The sequence below is a fragment of the Kribbella sp. CCNWLW201 genome (assembly GCF_037203805.1).
GTDB lineage: Bacteria > Actinomycetota > Actinomycetes > Propionibacteriales > Kribbellaceae > Kribbella.
On sequence record NZ_JBBCBQ010000004.1, the window covers coordinates 289360 to 305769 of the forward strand.

A 16410-nucleotide genomic window follows, 5' to 3' on the forward strand; every position below is an offset into this window, starting at 1 on the left:
GTCAATGTGGCCACCATCGAGGCCGTCGGCGCCCGCGAGATCCTCGACTCGCGCGGCAACCCCACTGTCGAGGTCGAGGTTCTGCTCGACGACGACACCGTAGCCCGGGCGGCCGTGCCGTCGGGCGCGTCCACCGGTCAGTTCGAGGCCGTCGAGCTCCGTGACGGCGACAAGTCCCGGTACGGCGGCAAGGGTGTCCAGAAGGCCGTCACCGCCATCCTGGAAGACATCGACAAGGAGATCGTCGGGTACGACGTCCACGAGCAGCGGCTGATCGACCACGCCCTGCTCGACCTGGACGGTACGCCGAACAAGGCCAAGCTGGGCGCGAACGCCATCCTCGGCGTCAGCCTCGCCGTCGCCAAGGCGGCCGCGGAGTCGGCCGGCCTCCCGCTGTTCCGGTACGTCGGCGGCCCGAACGCCCACGTGCTGCCGGTGCCGATGATGAACATCCTCAACGGCGGCGCGCACGCGGACAGCAACGTCGACGTGCAGGAGTTCATGATCGCCCCGATCGGCGCACCGACGTACGCCGAAGCCGTGATGCAGGGCGCCGGCGTCTACCACGCGCTGAAGGCGGTGCTGAAGGAGCGTGGCCTGTCCACCGGTCTCGGCGACGAGGGCGGTTTCGCGCCGAACCTGGCCAGCAACCGCGAGGCGCTGGACCTGATCCTGGTCGCGATCGAGAAGGCCGGCCTGGAGCCGGGCAAGGACATCGCGCTGGCGATGGACGTGGCCGCGAGCGAGTTCCACACCGACGGCGTGTACGCGTTCGAGGGTGGCAAGAAGTCGGCCGACGAGATGATCGCGTACTACACCGACCTGGTCGCGTCGTACCCGATCGTCTCGATCGAGGACCCGCTGAACGAGGAGGACTGGTCCGGCTGGATCAACTTGTCGTCCCAGCTCGGCGACAAGATCCAGATCGTCGGTGACGACCTGTTCGTCACCAACGTCGAGCGGCTGCAGCGCGGCATCACCGAGAAGGCGGCGAACTCGCTGCTGGTGAAGGTGAACCAGATCGGCTCGCTGACCGAGACCCTGGACGCGGTCGACCTGGCCCACCGCAGCGGCTTCACCTGCATGATGAGCCACCGCTCGGGCGAGACCGAGGACACCACCATCGCCGACCTGGCGGTCGCGACGAACTGCGGCCAGATCAAGTCCGGCGCCCCGGCCCGGTCCGACCGCACCGCGAAGTACAACCAGCTGCTCCGGATCGAGGAGGAGCTCGACGACGCGGCGGTCTACGCCGGCCGCTCGGCCTTCCCGCGGTTCAAGGGCTGATTGGATGGCTTCATCCCGTCGGGAATCCGGTGCACGCCCCGGCTCGCGTCCGTCGAGCCGGACCCAGTCGCGTCCACCGGCCCGGCGGGGCGACCAGCCCAAGCGCCGTACGACGGGAACCCCGGCCGACCCGGTCCGGACCAGAGGCTCCCGTAACCTGACCGGCCGGGCGGCCGTCGTACTGCTCGTACTCGGTGCGCTGATCGTGTCGTACGCGCAGAGCCTGCGGGTGTGGTTCGACCAGCACCAGCAGATCACCTCGCTGCAGCAGGAGATCCGCGACCGAGAGAAGCGGGTCGGCGAGCTGAACGACGAGATCGCCCGCTGGGACGACGACGCGTACGTGAAGGCGCAGGCGCGGCAGCGGCTCGGCTGGGTGATGCCGGGCGAGGTCGGCTACCGCGTGATCGGCGCGGACGGGAAGCCGGTCGGCGCCCCGCCGGAGCCGTCGACGCCGTCCGACGCGGCGGCCGAGGAGCAGAAGCCGACCTGGTACACCAAGCTGTGGGGGAGCGTCGAGGGAGCCGGGAAGCCCGCCGTCCCGTCGACCCCGAAGCCGGCCAAACCGACCCCGAAGCCGATTCTCACGCCGTCGCCTAAGGTGACCCGGTGAGCGTCAGTTCTGAAGACATCGAGGCGGTCAGCAAGCAGCTCGGCCGGACCGCGCGCGGCATCCGGTCCATCGCCCACCGGTGCAGCTGCGGCCTGCCCGATGTGGTGGAGACCGAGCCGCGGCTGCCGGACGGTACGCCGTTCCCGACCACGTACTACGTGACCTGCCCGCGACTCGCGTCCGCGATCGGCACGCTCGAGGCCGAAGGCATGATGAAGGAGATGACCGACCGGCTCGGCACCGACGAGGACCTGGCCGCGCGGTACCGCGCCGCCCACGAGTCCTACCTGGCGCACCGCGAGTCGATCGAACACGTGGAAGAGATCGCCGGCATCACCGCCGGCGGCATGCCCACCCGAGTCAAATGCCTCCACGTCCTCGCCGGCCACTCGTTGGCCGCAGGCCCAGGCGTCAACCCCCTGGGCGACGAAACCCTAGAAGCCCTGGACGACTGGGGCCGCCGGGGTCCGTGTGTCTGACGACCTCCTCGGTGCAGTCCGGGTTGCGGCGGTCGACTGCGGGACCAACTCTCTTCGGTTGCTGATCGCCGACCTCGTCGACGGTGAGCTCCGCGAGGTCGACCGGCGGATGACGATCGTGCGCCTCGGCCAAGGGGTGGATGCGACCGGAGCTTTCGCACCTGAAGCTTTGGCGCGGGTGTTCACGGCCTCCGACGAGTTTGCGGCGGCGATCCGCGCGGCTGGGGTGACGCGGACCCGGTTCGTGGCAACGTCGGCGGCGCGGGACGTGAGCAACCGGGACGAGTTCTTCGCCGGGATCTCCGAGCGTTTCGGCGTCGAGCCGGACATCATCTCGGGCGCCGAGGAAGCCGAACTGACGTTCCGGGGTGCGACCAGTGGGCTGGCCGCGCTCGACGTTCCCGGGCCTTACCTGGTGGCCGACATCGGTGGTGGATCGACCGAGCTGGTCCTGGGCGACGCCGCCGGCGTGCGCGCGGCCGAGTCGCTCGACATCGGCTCGGTACGCCTGACCGAGCGGCACGTCAGATCGGACCCGACGACACCGGACGAGCTCGCCGCCATGGGTAAGGACGTGGAGGCGTTGCTCGACGCCACGTCCGTGCCGATCGGCCAGGCTCGCGCGCTGGTCGGGGTCGCCGGGACGGTCACCACAGTCGCCGCCGTCGCGCTGAAGCTCCCCGAGTACGACCGGGAGCAAGTGCACCACGCGAGGATCTCGGGGCCGGTCTTGCGCGACACCACCAAATGGTTGACGAACTCCAGTCGCACCGAGCGTTCCGCCGTACGGTCGATTCATCCCGGACGGGTGGACGTGATCGGCGCGGGCGCGCTGATCCTGCAGCATCTGTACGACCGGCTGGCCGTCGATGAAGTGCTGGTCTCCGAGCACGACATCCTCGACGGTGTCGCACTCTCGCTCGGCTGAGCCGGATCTCCAGGCCATCACAATGGCGCCGGTTCCGCGTCGTCCAGCGTGCTGCCGGCCATAAGGCCCGATTGTGATGGCCTGGGCGTCCGTGGGTCAGCGGGTGCGGATGCCGTCCAGGGCGATCGCCAGGACGCGGTCGCGTTGGGCCTCGTCGACGTACCCGGCTGCGGTCAGGCCGCTGACCATCCGCAGTACGTCGTCGAAGGTCACGTCCGAGCGCGCGTCGCCGGACTTCTGCGCCTGCTCGAACAGCGGCGTGCCGGCCGCGTACATCGCCTCGCGGGCGAGCTGGAAGCTCTCGGACTCCCGGTTCAGCGACTCGTAGATCGCGCGCTTGGTCGCGGCGTACTGGACGAACCGCCGCAGCCACGTGGTCAACGCCTCCCACGGCGGCAGGTCGGCCACCTCATCGGCCGCGATGCACAATTCCTCGATCTCGCCGAGGTAGACCGCGTTCAGCAGGTCCTGCCGGGTCGGGAAGTTGCGATACAGCGTGCCGATGCCAACGCCGGCCTGGCGCGCGATCTCCTCCAGCGACGCCTCGACCCCCTTGGCCGCGAACGCATCCCGGGCGGCGGCAAGCAGGGCGTCGAAGTTCCGCCGCGCGTCCGCCCGCTGCGGCCGCCGTACGTCGACCCGCAGCGCCGGCCTGGTCTGATCCACACTTCACCCTATCGAGTTGGAACCGGAGGTATGCCTCCGTTATAGTGGAGGCATACCTCGACTTTACCAGGCCGGGGACTTCACGCGCCGCCGTCGGTGGCGCACTCACACCCTTTCGAAGGACTTCTGCATGCCTGGAAACAGCAGTTCACCGCGGCTGACGCTGGCGGTGCTGGCGACCGTCGTGGCCGCGTTCTCGATGCTGCAATCGCTGGTGAGTCCGGCTCTCCCGGTCATCCAGCACGACCTGGGTACGACGGCCAGCGCCGTCACCTGGGTGTTCACAGCACTCCTCCTGTCGGTCTCGGTGGCGACCCCACTGCTCGGTCGGATCGGCGACATGGTCGGCAAGGAGCGCACGCTGTTGATCGCGCTGACCGCCCTCGCGATCGGCTGTCTGCTCGCCGCGCTCGCCCCGAACATCGGCGTACTGATCGGAGCCCGGGTGGTCCAGGGTCTCGGCGGCGCGGTGTTCCCGCTCGCGTTCGGCATCATCCGGGACGAGTTCCCGCCGGAGCGGGTGCCGTCGGTGGTCGGCGTACTGTCCGCCGTCATCGCGGCCGGCGGCGGTCTCGGGATCGTGCTGGCCGGCCCGATCGTCGAGGCGCTCGGCTGGCGCTGGCTGTTCTGGATCCCGCTCGTCGTCGTCACGCTGGCCGCGCTGATGGCGCGCCGGTACGTTCCCGAGTCGCCCAACCGGGTGCCCGGCCGGATCGACTGGCTGGCGGCCGCCTTGCTGTCGGGCTGGCTGGTCGCGTTGCTGCTGCCGTTGAGTGCGGGGCGTTCGTGGGGCTGGAGTTCATTGTCGACAATCGGATTGTTCGTGATCGCCGCCGTACTGTTCGCCGGCTGGATCACGGTCGAACTGCGGTCGCGTCATCCGTTGATCGACATGCGGATGATGCGGTTGCCGGCGGTCTGGACGACCAACCTGGTGGCGCTGCTGTTCGGTGCGGCGATGTTCGCGGTGTACGCGTTCGTGCCGCAGTTCATGCAGATCCCGACGGTCGCGGGTTTCGGGTTCGGGTCGAGTGTCAGCCAGGCCGGGCTGCTGATGCTGCCGATGCTGGTGACAATGGCGGTCAGCGGTTCGCTGAGCGGGCCGATGGCGCCGTGGTTCAGCGTGAAGGCGCAGGTCGTCTGGGGCTCCGCACTCAGCCTGGTCGCGTCGCTCGCCTTCGCCGAGTTCCACGACCGGCCGTGGCAGGTGGCGATCTCGACCGCCGTCTTCGGCCTCGGCCTGGGCCTGGCCTACGCGTCGATGACCAGCCTGATCGTGCAGAACGTGCCGCGTGAACAGACCGGCGCCGCGACCGGCATGAACGCCAACATCCGCACCATCGGCGGTTCGATCGGTACGGCGCTGGCCAGCTCGATCATCACCGGCCACCTCCAGACCAACGGCCTCCCCACCGAATCCGGCTTCACCGACACGTTCCTCCTCCTGGCCGCCTTCTCCGCCGCCGCCGTACTCCTGGCCCTGGCAATCCCAAAGGCTCGCCGCACAACCACCGCCCCAACCCTCCAACCCTCGGAAGAACTAGTCGGCTAGCCGATCGGCGGCCTCGACTGACCGGCCCACGCGGGATGCCTCGCGTGGGCCGTCCCTAGTCTGAGGGGTATGAAGTTGCCGCATCCGTTGACGGGGGAGTTGTTCGAGAGCCCGGTGCCGCCGGGGTCCGGGTGGCCGGAGGATCCTGCCGTACGACGGACTCCGGTGGCGCGGTCGGCTGCCGAGGTGGTCGAGTTGGCGGGGACCGGGGAGCTGGCGGAGTTGGAGGCTCGGGTGTCGGTGTGCCGGGCGTGCTCGCGGTTGGTGGAGTGGCGGGAAGAAGTTGCCCTAGGCAAGCGGAAGTCGTTCGCCGACCAGCCGTACTGGGGCCGCCCGATCGCCGGGTGGGGTGCGGCCGAGCCGCGGATCCTGATCGCCGGCCTCGCTCCGGCGGCCCACGGCGGGAACCGGACCGGCCGGGTGTTCACCGGCGATCGGTCCGGCGACTGGCTGTTCGCCGCCCTGCACCGGGTCGGCCTCGCCAATCAGCCCACCAGCGAACACGCCGGCGACGGCCTCCACCTGACCGCCACCCGAATGATCGCCGCCGTCCGCTGCGCCCCACCCGCCAACAAGCCAACCCCCGCCGAACGCGACACCTGCGCCCCCTGGTTCCGCCACGAACTGGAGCTGGCCCTCCCCACCACCCGAGCCATCATCTGCCTAGGCAAATTCGGGTACGACGCCCTCCTCAACGCCCTCCAGTCCCTAGGCGCCCCCGTCCCCAAACCCCGCCCCAAATTCGGCCATGCGGTCGAGCACCCGATCGGCAACCTCACCGTCCTAGGCTGCTTCCACCCCAGCCAACAAAACACTTTCACCGGCAAACTCACAGAACCCATGCTCGACGCCGTCCTCTCCCGAGCTAAATCCCTGGCAGGCCTCGACTGAGTGACCGCAGTGGCGGCTGCGATCATGCACGGCATGCTGTCGCTGACGATGAACGACGCCGCGGTTCGGGCGCTGGGAGTCCTTGATGGGCTTGCCGCCGTAACGCCACCCGGAGGACTTGCACCGGGCCTGCGGGCGCAGCTTGCCCGCAGGATCAGCCGACGAGGAGAGACACTCACCTGGGCCGATTCGGTCGGCAACCCCGATGGCGCCCCCGCGTTCTTCAACGACCTCACCGCATGGGAATGCAACCAGGCCCGGTGCGCTGCATCGTCGGCGCGAACGAGACCAACGCGACGTTCAGGTTCCACCAGATCCGCCCCGGCGAATCCTGGAACCGGCCCGACCTCAACAGCTACCGGTTGGAGAGGATAGTCGTCGTCGACATCGACCCTGCCCGCCCCTGATACCTAGCGGTCTGTCTTGGGGTAGGCGTCTAGTTGTTCTAGGACTTCCAGCCAGCCCATTTCTACGTCGGCTTCGACCATGACGCCGTTGGCGAAGCGGTTCATGGCGGTGCCGGTGAAGGTCACTCGCCGGCCGGTCGGCGGCACGCCGAGCCACTCGCCTTTGTGGGTGCCGTGGTAGGTGAAGCGGACCGCCATCCGGTCGCCCTCCACGATCCGCAGGTCGGCACGACCGGCGTAGTCCGGGAAGGCCTGTCGGATCTGGCCGATCCCCTCCTTGAAGTCGGCCGCCAACTCCGGGCCCATCAGCTGGTCGAACGCGTCCAGATCACCCGCTGCGATCGCGTCGGTGATCGCCTCGTCGATGCGCACCATCTCGTCTCGGTCCACGACCGTCACCCCCTGCTCGACGCTAGAACGCGGCCGGAGGGCCAGCAAGGGTTCGCGAACCCGAAAGCCGAGTCAGGTGAGTTTGGCGCGGACGGAGGTGTCCAGGTCGCCCCAGCAGTCGGTGATCTTGCCGGCGGCCAGGCGGTAGAGGGCGAATTCTTGGGTGGTGATGGTGCGGCCTGTTGCGGGGATCGTGAGGAAGGGGCCGGTGTGGGTACCGGTGTCGATCAGGTGTGCGGAGAGCCAGTCGCCGTCGACCAGGAGGTGTTGCAGGTCCCAGTGGTAGTCGGGGAACGCGTCCACGACCGAACGGAGGCCGGCGGCGTACGCGTCGAGACCTGTTGCGACCCCGTTCACCCGGACGTCGGCGTCGACGAATTCGCCGAGCTCGTCGAATCGGTGCTGGTTGCAGCGCTCCAGGTAGCCCCGGTAGAAGGTCTCCATCGGCCCATCCTGTCAGCTCCGCCGGCTTGCGGTTGTGTGTCAACGCTCGTGGAGCGAGAGGTGTGGGAGCACCATGGATACATGACGAGATCCCTCTCGAGGGGGAGTGTTTCGATGGGTGAGATCACTCGCGAGAGGGTTTGTGAAAGTTTTCACGAATGCAGTAACCTGAAGTCGACATGAAGTCGGAGAACCACTCAGGGAGAGTGAACGCATGACAGCCCAGGTGCCGCACATCCTCGTTGTCGGAGGCGGTTACGTCGGGATGTACACCGCGTACGGACTGCGCCGCGCGGCCCGGAAAGGCAAGATCCGGGTGACCGTCGTCGACCCGCGGTCGGTGATGACGTACCAGCCGTTCCTGCCCGAGGCGGCGGCCGGCTCGGTGGAACCGCGGCACGTGGTGGTGCCGCTGCGCAAGACCCTCAAGGGCTGCCGGGTGGTGACCGGCCGGGTGACCGGGATCGACCACGAGAACAAGGTCGCCAAGGTGCTGCCCGAGGAGGGCCCGGAGTACGAGCTGGCCTACGACCAGGTCGTGGTCGCGCTCGGCTCGATCGCCCGGACGCTGCCGATCCCCGGTCTGGCCGAGGAGGCGACCGGGTTCAAGAACGTCGAGGAAGCGATCGCGCTGCGCAACAAGGTGCTGGACCGGCTGGACGTGGCGTCGTCGCAGCCCGACCCGGCGCTGCGCAAGTCTGCGCTGACCTTCGTCTTCGTCGGTGGTGGGTACGCCGGTGTCGAGGCGTTCGCCGAGCTGGAGGACATGGCCCGCTACGCCACCCGGTACTACGACAACATCAGCCCGGACGACATGCGCTGGGTGCTGGTCGAGGCGACCGGCCGGATCCTGCCGGAGGTCGGCGAGGAGCTCGGCAAGTACACGGTCGACCAGCTGCGCAAGCGCAACATGGACATCAAGCTGGAGACCCGGCTGGAGTCCTGCGAGAAGGGTCGCGTGATCCTCAGCGACGGCGAGGAGTTCGACGCCGACACGATCGTCTGGACCGCCGGCGTGAAGGCGAACCCGGCGCTCGCGGCGACCGACTTCCCGCTGGACGAGCGCGGCCGGGTCAAGTGCCTGGCGAACCTGCGGATCGAGGGTGTCACCGACGCGTGGTCGGCCGGCGACAACGCCGCCGTACCGGACCTGACCAGCGAAGAGCCTGGGGTGTACTGCGCCCCGAACGCGCAGCACGCGGTCCGGCAGGCGCGCCGGCTGGCCGAGAACATCCTGCTCGTCGTCGACGGCAAGGCGCCGGAGGACTACAAGCACAAGTACGTCGGCTCGGTCGCGAGCCTCGGCCTGCACAAGGGCGTCGCCCAGCTGTACGGCGTGAAGGTCAAGGGCTGGCCGGCCTGGTTCCTGCACCGGACGTACCACGTGTCCCGCGTCCCCACCGTCAACCGCAAGGCCCGCGTCATCCTCGACTGGACCCTCGCGCTGTTCTTCCGTCGCGAGGTCACCAGCCTCGGCAGCCTCCAGATGCCGAACGAGGAGTTCCGCCGCGCAACGCAGTCCTAGTGATCGACAGGAGCGGTGCCCCAATCAGTGGGCGCCGCTCCTAGTCGTACGACGATCTTGCCGCCGTGCGTGATGAATGACTCCGGCAGCCAGGACTCGGTGCGGTCGCGACCGTTCAGGGCCAGGGATTGCACGTACTGGTTGGTGTCTGACGTTGCCGGCGCTTCGACGGTCAGTCGTACGCCGTTGCTCCGCCGTACCTCGACTCGCGGGAACAGTGGGCTGCCGACGAGCAACTCCGCGCGTCCCGGGGTCTGTGGGAACAGGCCGATCGCGGCGAACACGTACCACGCGGACAACGTGCCCAGATCGTCGTTCCCGGGCAGACCTGCCGGACCCACGCCGTACACGGTGTCGACAATCTCTCGCGTTGTCGCCTGGGTCTTCCAGGCGACGCCGAGCCCGTTGTAGAGCCAAGGTGTGTGCAGTCCGGGCTCGTTGGTCGGGTCGTAGCGGAGTGCGCTGCCGCCCTTGACGGCCCAGTTGCCGTTCTCGTCGTGGAAGAACCCGTCGAGGCGCTGGACCGCCGAGCCGTTCATCATCGACGCCAGCCCGGAGACGTCCTGCGGGACCATCCAGGTGTACGTCGCACTGGAGCCCTGAGCGAACCCGACGTCGGTGGACGGGGTGAAGCCGGGCTGCCAGGTGCCGTCGGCCTTCCGGGCTCGTTGGTAGCCGACGGCCGGGTCGTAGGTGTTCTTCCACCAATCTCCGCGGTCGCGAAGTGCCTGTACGTCGGCGCCGAGCCGGGTACCCCACTGGGCCAGGGAGAAGTCGGCGAGCGAGTTCTCGAGCGTTTCCGCGGCGCCGCCCCAGCAGTGGCAGGCGTCCTGTGGTGCGTACTGCTTGGCCAGATAGGTGTTCAAGGCAGGTCGTTGCCCGGTGCATTGACCGGGGCAACCACCGTCGTTCTCCGCTTCGGCGTTCTGCACTGTTGCCTGGTGCACCAATGAGTCATAGGCGCCGCGGGCATCGAAGTTGCGGACTCCCATCGCCGCGAACGTCGCCAGCGTCGGCGCGGCCGGATCGCCGGTCATCACGTGCGTGGGCCCGTTGTTGTGCAGCCAGCGGTCCCAGATTCCCTTGTTCTGCTGGGCGAACTGGTACATCGACTGGGCGAAGTCACCCGCGATCTCCGGCTTCAAGAGGGCGAGCAGCTGGATGTGGGCGCGGTACTGGTCCCAGCCAGAGAAGGTGCCGTACTGCGCGCGTTGTCCCGGCGCGAGCCGATGGATCTGCCGGTCGCTGCCGAGGTAGCGGCCGTCCACGTCATTGAAGACGTTCGGCTGCAGCATCGCGTGGTAGAGCGCGGTGTAGAAGGTCGTCCGCTGTGTGTCGGTGCCGCCGGTGATGCGAACGTTCTCCAATTCGCGCCGCCATTCGCGATAACCATCGGCCGCGACCCGATCGACGGTCGTCTGCGGCCAGACCTCGGTCCGCAGGTTCTGCTCGGCGCCGGCCAGGCTGACGTAGGAGATGCCGATCCGCATCCGGACCTTCGCGCCGGGCGTGAAGGTCACGTAACCGCCGGACCCACGACCGGCCCGGTCCGCGCCGGTCGCGTAGCCCTCGCCGCCGGTCGTGTGGATGTTACCCGGAGCAAGTCCGCCGTCCTTCCAGGTGCCATTGGCAACGATCGGCTGGTCGAAGGATGCGGTGAAGTACAACCGGTAGTACGACATGCGGTTGTTGGTCCCGCCGTTCGCGCGCCGGCCGCAGAACGCGCCGGTCAGCACCGATCCGGTCACCTTGCGGCCGGCCGGGTCGATCGAGATCTCGGCGTCCTCGCTGCCGTTCAGCGAGTTCGACGTACGGAAGAGAAGGTTCGCGGCCTGGTCGGCGGGGAAGGTGAATTCGCCGACACCGGCGCGGGTGGTCACGGCGAGGTCGGTCTTCACGCCGGACGCCAGCGTCACCGTGTAGCGACCGGGCTTCGCGACCTCGTCGGCGTGGCTGAAGTTGCTCGCGTACTTGGCGTCGGTGGTGTCTGCTGTCGGCGAGGAGTCGACGGTTCCGACGTACGGCATGATCGGTACGTCGCCTGCCGCACCCGGGTTGCATCCGGCGCCGTTGACGTGGGTCAGGCTGAATCCGCGCACCCGCGTCACGTCGTACTGGTATCCGTTCGCCGCGCCGGTGCTGGTCTGGTCCCCGCGGGTGCTGGTCGGGCTCCACGAGATCATCCCGAACGGCCGCACCGCGCCCGGCCAGGTGTTCCCGTCCCGCGCGGATCCGATCAGTGGATCGACGTACGCCGCTGGATCCAGTGAGGCTTCGGCCGGTACGGCGGGGAGCAGCAGAACGACGGTGAGACCGGCGGCGAGCCAGCGCATGGGCGAACCTCCCGTGGGGCGGACGGACGGCTGCAACGTTAGAACGCCAAAGTGGCCAACGGGTGATTCAGGGATGTCGGTTAGTCGTGCAGCAGGCCGGCGTCGTGGACGAGGAGGGCGATCTGGACGCGGTTGTTCAGGTCGAGTTTGGTGAGGATGCGGGACACATGCGTCTTCACCGTCGGCACGCTCAGGTAGAGGGTCGCGCTGATCTCGGCGTTCGACTTGCCCTCGCCGACCGCGACGGCGATCTCGCGTTCGCGATCGTTCAGCTGCGCCAGCCGTTCGTGCGCCTTGGTCTTGCGCTGGTCGTCGCCGGATGCCGCGACCCGGGTGATCAGCCGCTTGGTCACGGCGGGCGAGAGGACGGATTGTCCGGCGGCCACCCGTCGTACCGAATCAACGATTTCTGCGGGCGGGGTGTCCTTGAGGATGAACCCGGCCGCGCCGGCGCGGAGTGCACGCAGTACGTGCTCGTCGGCGTCGAACGTGGTCAGGATGACGACCTCGGGCGCGCCCGGACGTCGCCGTACCGTCTCCGTCGCGGTCAGGCCGTCGGTGCCGGGCATCCGGATGTCCATCAGTACGACGTCCGGCGCGAGCCGCTCGATCAGGCCCGGCACGCCGCTGCCGTCGCCCGCCTCGCCGACCACCCGGATGTCCGGCGCGCCACCGAGCATCAGCTTCAGCCCGGCACGCAGCAACGGATCGTCGTCGACGATCAGAACCCGAACACTCATCCACGTCCTCGCTTCGCTCCGGGCGCGGATGAGGCACAAGATGGGCTGTACTTGACGATGACCTCGCTCCGCTCGCTCATGCAGGCCACGGTAGCCAAGCGAAGAGCCGGAACTCACCCTCGGGTGTCCGGCCGTGTTCCAGCCGGCCGTCGACAAGCGCGGCGCGTTCGCCGAGTCCCAGCAGACCTTTCCCATCGCCTCGGCGTCGGTTGGGTGCGGGGTTGCGCACCTCGACTGACAAACCGTTGCCGGGGGCACCGGTCACGCTGATCCGGACCGGTTCGCCGGGCGCGTGCTTGAGTGCGTTGGTCAGTCCCTCTTGGACGATCCGGTACGCCGTACGTCCGACGTGCTCCGGCAACGCGCCAGGGGCGTCGAGGATCAGCTCGACCGGGAGGCCGGCCTCTCGCGACCCTTCGACGAGGATGGGCAGGTCGGCGAACGTCGGCTGCGGGAGCTCTCCGACGGGCGCCCGCAGTACGCCGATCACCTCGCGAAGATCCTGCAAGGCCTGGTGCGCACTGGCCCGGATGATTTCGGCCGCCCCGGCGACCTCCTCGGTGGACGCGTCCGGACGGTACGCGAGCGCGCCGGCGTGCACGCTGAGCAGGGAAAGGCGATGACCGAGTACGTCGTGCATCTCGCGAGCGATCTCCTCGCGGGCTCTCAGTTGGGCCTGCTCCGCTTGGAGCTTGGCGACGATCTCGGCTCGCTCGGCCCGGTCGCGGAGGGTCTGGAGGAGTTGGCGGCGGGAGCGGATGTACAGACCCCAGCCGGCGACTGCGATGTAGATCGCCACCGCCGCCACGATGAGGGCTTCGGTCTCCGGTTTGTGCCTGACCTGCACGTAGATCGTCAGGCTCACCGCGTTCACCAGGAAGACGAGCAGGGTGGTACGCAGCCGGCAGTGGATGGCGACCGTGAGGATCAGGATCAGCCCGGCTCCACCGGCGCTGTCCGAGAAAGTGCCCACCACCGCCGAGGCCAGCGCGAGCTGGACCGGCCAGCGCCGCCGGAACCACAGGCTCAGGCAGAGCGCCATCCCGAAGTAGAAGTCGAAGGCGAGCAGGTCCGGGCTCACCGGGTCCTTGCGGCCGTCCTCGTACAGGATGAAGCCGGAGAACACCGCGACGACGAAGACGAGCGAATCCACGATCCAGTCGCGCGCGCTGCGGCGAGGACGGCGTTCGGACCCGGTCATGTCCTGAATGTAGCGGTGCGTAAGCGCTCTCCGGGGGCTTCACGGTTGTCCGGATACCGAAGTCGTTTCATCGGCTACTTAGGTCGGACGGTAGGTTTCCGGGCATGAGTCAGCTCGCAGTCACCGTCATCGGCCCGGACCGCCCGGGCATCATCGCGGACGTCACCGAGGCCCTGGCCGGCACCGGAGTCAACCTCGAGGACTCCACCATGACGCTGCTGCGCGGTCACTTCGCGATGATGATCGTCTGCTCCGGACCCTTCGAGGAGGTCAAGGCCGCGGTCGAGCCGCTGCGGGGCGAACTGGTGATCACGGTCCGTAAGGTCGGACCCGAACACGAGCACGCACCGATCGGGCCGTCGTACATCCTCAGCGTGCACGGCGCCGACCGGCCGGGGATCGTGGCCGCCGTGACCCGGATGATCGCGACCGCGGGCGGGACGATCACCGACCTCACCACGCGGCTGAGCGGCGAGCTGTACGTGCTGACCGCGGAGGTCGAGCTGCCGCTGACCGCTGAGCTCGAAATGCTCAACCGCGCGCTGGAGATCACCGCCGAGGAGCTCGGCGTCGGCGTCACCCTGCGCCCGGCGGAGAGCGACGAGCTGTGACCGTGATTACCGGCTGGTCCCCCTCTGACTTGGGCGTCGAAGGCGCCGTACTGGAGGTACTCCGCGCACCGCACCCCGTGCTCGCCACCGAGGGCGCGACCGTCGACCCGCTCGACCCGGCGATGATCCAGCTCGCCGCGGACCTGGTCGCGACGATGCGCGTGTCACCCGGCTGCGTCGGGCTGGCGGCGCCGCAGGTGGGAGTGGCGGCCCAGATGTTCTCGCTCGACGTGACCGAACACCCGAAGACGCGGACCTGTCACGGGGTCTTCGTGCTCTGCAACGCGGTCGTGGTCGAGGCTTCGCGGCAGGAGAAGGGTCGCGAGGGCTGCATGTCAGTCCCTGACTTCACCGGCGACGTGAAACGCGCCACCCGCCTGACGGTCACCGGCATCCTCCCCGGTACGACGGACCAGGTGACCATCACCACCGACGCGTTCGAGGCCCGGGCCCTCCAGCACGAGATCGACCACTGCAACGGCAAACTCTTCCTCGACCGGGTAGCCGGCGCCCACGCCATCTACCCCCGCAAGGTCTACAAGTAGATCCCCCTCGAAGTAGTCTGCCCTCGCAGCCTGCTCCGAGCGCTCCAGCCCCACCCGCCCTTCTCGCGCTCGCGCTGCTCGCTCAATCGACGGCGGGGTGGTCGGGGGCGACCCGGATGCGGAGTGTGCCCGTCCGATCTCGTAGCTTGTAAGGTCAGTGCGTGCCGCACGGCCCGGGTGGCGGAACGGCAGACGCAGCGAGCTTAAACCTCGCGGCCGAAAGGCATACGGGTTCGAATCCCGTCCCGGGCACCAGGCAAAGCCCCACGCCTGCTACGCAGTCGCTCCCTCGTCGCTCCGCTCCCACGTCGCTCCGCTCCTCATCGCGCCCGCTACGCCCGCTCCCACCCACCCCTCGGCTGTCGCCGGTGCATCCCTTCCGGCTATCGCCGGCGGTCGGGCTATCGCCCGCGTCTTCCGGGCTACCGCCCGCGATCGAGCAAGCTCGACCAGACCCCCACCGGTCCGAACCTGAGGTCGGCAGCTATCGGGGCGATGCGGTGGGCCGAGCCTTGAACGTAACCGTCAATTGTTGCTCGCCAGTTGAGGATCTGGAGTGGCCTCACTCTGACTGCTCCGCGCGACCTCTGAGCTCAGCCGAGCGGGACTGCCGTGACCTCGAAGTGTGCTTCGAAGGTCCCAGTCTCGTCGGTTTCGGAGACGTCTGAGGTGCAGGTGATGAGGTCAGGGCTGTTGGCGTCCTTGCCCCCGGCCCAGGTCTTGGACTCGCTGAACGGTTCGGGTGTTCCACCAGTCGGCGTGAAGGTGCCCTCAATGGAGAATGTCACGGCGTGGTATTTGGTGTCATCGATCCAGCCATTGCGGCCAGCGGTGACGATCAGCGTGTCCTCGCCATCGCAGACCCACTCCTCGGGGGACCTTTGCTGCGGTTGCGCAGCCGCCGGCACTGCTGTCCCAATAAGGGTGATCGTCGACACGACGCCCGCAATGAGCATCTTGCGCATGACACTGCCTCCCTTCCATAACTGTCGCATCTCTTTCGTCATGCCCACCGCCAGCGCCCGGCGCGGGAGCTGGCGGGGGTGAGTTCCCCAGGAGGGCCTAGTGGCAGTGGAAGAACTCGTTGACCGTGCCGTCGGGCCGGGCGTTGAAGTGATCAACTTGGTTGGTGCGGATCGTCGACCCGTCCGAGCCGGTGGCGTGGAGGTTGAACGTGAACGTTCCGTTCACGGTCGCCCCGTTGGCGTTGAAGCCTCCCCAGATCGTGACCTTGCCGGTGTAGCTCGGCAGAGTCGGATCCTCGAGCGGCACCGCGACGAAGGTGCCGGTCTGGGTGAAGGTTGCGTGCACGCGGCCGTCATCGAAGGTGGTCGTGTGCTCGATCAAGTTGGTAGTGGTGGTGATGGTGTAGAGCGGTCCTTCCTCCGAGCAGATGGGATCGGGAATCACATCGACGAAGGTTTCGACGAGGTTCTTCTGGGTGGTGGTCTCGGTGACCGGTGGCGCGCCGAACGCCGGCGCTCCGGTGAACAACAAGCCCGCGATCAGCAGGCCGACCATCAGTAGCAGGCGACGAAGCATTCCATGCCCCCCTTTGAGATGGAGCTCTGTGCGCCGGGCGATTGTGACGTTACTCGCGCCAGGCCGAGGGAACCAGGGCTGATCCGGGGCGACGCCGGCGACTCCCGACGAGCTGACCGACGCCCCTTGGGGTCAAGTAGTCAGCGCGTGATCGTAGTTGCACCAGTAGTTGCAGTTCACCCTGATCCGCGCATGTTCCTCGGGGATACAACAACCAGGTGCGAGCGCGGTGCGGACCGTGACGAACCTCGCTGGA

The 16410-nt window shown here is 68.1% G+C and carries 18 protein-coding genes and 1 tRNA gene; 11 read left to right on the forward strand and 8 right to left on the reverse strand.

The genetic code is table 11. The features are described 5' to 3' along the window. Positions 1 to 6 precede the first annotated feature (6 nt). The 4 genes from eno to V9K99_RS19995 are packed head-to-tail and all read left to right on the forward strand — an operon-like array spanning position 7 to position 3307. The gene (eno, locus tag V9K99_RS19980) at positions 7 to 1287 is read left to right on the forward strand and encodes a phosphopyruvate hydratase (protein WP_337001256.1); all 1281 of its coding nucleotides are present in this window, start codon (positions 7 to 9) and stop codon (positions 1285 to 1287) included. A gap of 4 nt (positions 1288 to 1291) precedes the next feature. Then, on the forward strand, positions 1292 to 1900 hold the full coding sequence (locus tag V9K99_RS19985; protein ID WP_337001257.1) for an FtsB family cell division protein: 609 nt from the start codon (positions 1292 to 1294) through the stop codon (positions 1898 to 1900). Beyond that, positions 1897 to 2379: a DUF501 domain-containing protein gene (locus V9K99_RS19990; protein WP_337001259.1), complete on the forward strand. Its 483-nt coding sequence runs from the start codon at positions 1897 to 1899 to the stop codon at positions 2377 to 2379. Before V9K99_RS19985 ends, V9K99_RS19990 begins: the two co-directional genes overlap by 4 nt. Then, the gene (locus tag V9K99_RS19995; RefSeq protein WP_337001261.1) at positions 2372 to 3307 is read left to right on the forward strand and encodes a Ppx/GppA phosphatase family protein; all 936 of its coding nucleotides are present in this window, start codon (positions 2372 to 2374) and stop codon (positions 3305 to 3307) included. The genes V9K99_RS19990 and V9K99_RS19995 overlap by 8 nt, the downstream gene beginning before the upstream one ends. A gap of 96 nt (positions 3308 to 3403) precedes the next feature. On the opposite strand, the gene V9K99_RS20000 is transcribed toward V9K99_RS19995, so the two are convergent. Then, entirely contained in the window at positions 3404 to 3973 is a 570-nt protein-coding gene (locus V9K99_RS20000) for a TetR/AcrR family transcriptional regulator (RefSeq protein WP_337001263.1), read from the reverse strand. Between the two features lie 130 nt (positions 3974 to 4103). Here V9K99_RS20000 and V9K99_RS20005 point away from each other — a divergent pair, with 130 nt between their 5' ends. From V9K99_RS20005 to V9K99_RS20015, 3 genes are all read left to right on the forward strand, one after another. Further along, on the forward strand, positions 4104 to 5525 hold the full coding sequence (locus V9K99_RS20005) for an MFS transporter (RefSeq protein ID WP_337001265.1): 1422 nt from the start codon (positions 4104 to 4106) through the stop codon (positions 5523 to 5525). A 69-nt stretch (positions 5526 to 5594) separates the two neighbouring features. Next, positions 5595 to 6416 (forward strand): uracil-DNA glycosylase, encoded by an 822-nt coding sequence (locus tag V9K99_RS20010; RefSeq protein ID WP_337001268.1) that lies wholly within the window; start codon positions 5595 to 5597, stop codon positions 6414 to 6416. A gap of 239 nt (positions 6417 to 6655) precedes the next feature. After that, on the forward strand, positions 6656 to 6823 hold the full coding sequence (locus V9K99_RS20015; protein ID WP_337001270.1) for a hypothetical protein: 168 nt from the start codon (positions 6656 to 6658) through the stop codon (positions 6821 to 6823). A gap of 3 nt (positions 6824 to 6826) precedes the next feature. Here the strand turns inward: V9K99_RS20015 and V9K99_RS20020 are convergent, their stop codons facing one another. Together V9K99_RS20020 and V9K99_RS20025 are read right to left on the reverse strand one after the other, a co-directional pair. Next, positions 6827 to 7213, reverse strand: a complete 387-nt coding sequence (locus tag V9K99_RS20020) for an ester cyclase (protein WP_337001272.1) — start codon at positions 7211 to 7213, stop codon at positions 6827 to 6829. 72 nt (positions 7214 to 7285) lie between these two features. After that, positions 7286 to 7657 (reverse strand): ester cyclase, encoded by a 372-nt coding sequence (locus V9K99_RS20025; protein ID WP_337001274.1) that lies wholly within the window; start codon positions 7655 to 7657, stop codon positions 7286 to 7288. 214 nt (positions 7658 to 7871) lie between these two features. On the opposite strand from V9K99_RS20025, the gene V9K99_RS20030 reads away from it, so the two are divergent. Beyond that, positions 7872 to 9182, forward strand: a complete 1311-nt coding sequence (locus V9K99_RS20030; RefSeq protein ID WP_337001276.1) for an NAD(P)/FAD-dependent oxidoreductase — start codon at positions 7872 to 7874, stop codon at positions 9180 to 9182. Here V9K99_RS20030 and V9K99_RS20035 read toward each other — a convergent pair. The 3 genes from V9K99_RS20035 to V9K99_RS20045 form a co-directional block, all read right to left on the reverse strand. Beyond that, positions 9179 to 11515, reverse strand: a complete 2337-nt coding sequence (locus tag V9K99_RS20035; protein WP_337001278.1) for a GH92 family glycosyl hydrolase — start codon at positions 11513 to 11515, stop codon at positions 9179 to 9181. The genes V9K99_RS20030 and V9K99_RS20035 overlap by 4 nt on opposite strands. Positions 11516 to 11595: 80 nt before the next feature. Further along, positions 11596 to 12255, reverse strand: a complete 660-nt coding sequence (locus V9K99_RS20040; RefSeq protein WP_337001280.1) for a response regulator transcription factor — start codon at positions 12253 to 12255, stop codon at positions 11596 to 11598. 76 nt (positions 12256 to 12331) lie between these two features. Further along, the gene (locus tag V9K99_RS20045; protein ID WP_337001282.1) at positions 12332 to 13456 is read right to left on the reverse strand and encodes a sensor histidine kinase; all 1125 of its coding nucleotides are present in this window, start codon (positions 13454 to 13456) and stop codon (positions 12332 to 12334) included. A 104-nt stretch (positions 13457 to 13560) separates the two neighbouring features. Between V9K99_RS20045 and V9K99_RS20050 the strand changes: the two genes are divergently transcribed. The 3 genes from V9K99_RS20050 (at position 13561) to V9K99_RS20060 (ending at position 14867) form a co-directional block, all read left to right on the forward strand. Next, positions 13561 to 14067, forward strand: coding sequence for a glycine cleavage system protein R (locus V9K99_RS20050; RefSeq protein WP_337001284.1), 507 nt, complete (start codon positions 13561 to 13563; stop codon positions 14065 to 14067). Then, positions 14064 to 14612 carry a peptide deformylase gene (def, locus tag V9K99_RS20055; protein WP_337001286.1) on the forward strand — a complete coding sequence of 183 codons (549 nt, stop codon included), beginning with the start codon at positions 14064 to 14066 and terminating at the stop codon, positions 14610 to 14612. The genes V9K99_RS20050 and def overlap by 4 nt, the downstream gene beginning before the upstream one ends. Positions 14613 to 14783: 171 nt before the next feature. After that, positions 14784 to 14867: transfer RNA gene (locus V9K99_RS20060), tRNA-Leu, on the forward strand. Positions 14868 to 15205: 338 nt separating this feature from the next. Here V9K99_RS20060 and V9K99_RS20065 read toward each other — a convergent pair. Together V9K99_RS20065 and V9K99_RS20070 are read right to left on the reverse strand one after the other, a co-directional pair. Beyond that, a complete protein-coding gene (locus V9K99_RS20065) occupies positions 15206 to 15577 on the reverse strand; it encodes a hypothetical protein (protein WP_337001288.1) in 372 nt (123 codons plus the stop codon). 97 nt (positions 15578 to 15674) lie between these two features. Continuing rightward, positions 15675 to 16154: a hypothetical protein gene (locus V9K99_RS20070; protein WP_337001290.1), complete on the reverse strand. Its 480-nt coding sequence runs from the start codon at positions 16152 to 16154 to the stop codon at positions 15675 to 15677. Positions 16155 to 16410 lie beyond the last annotated feature (256 nt).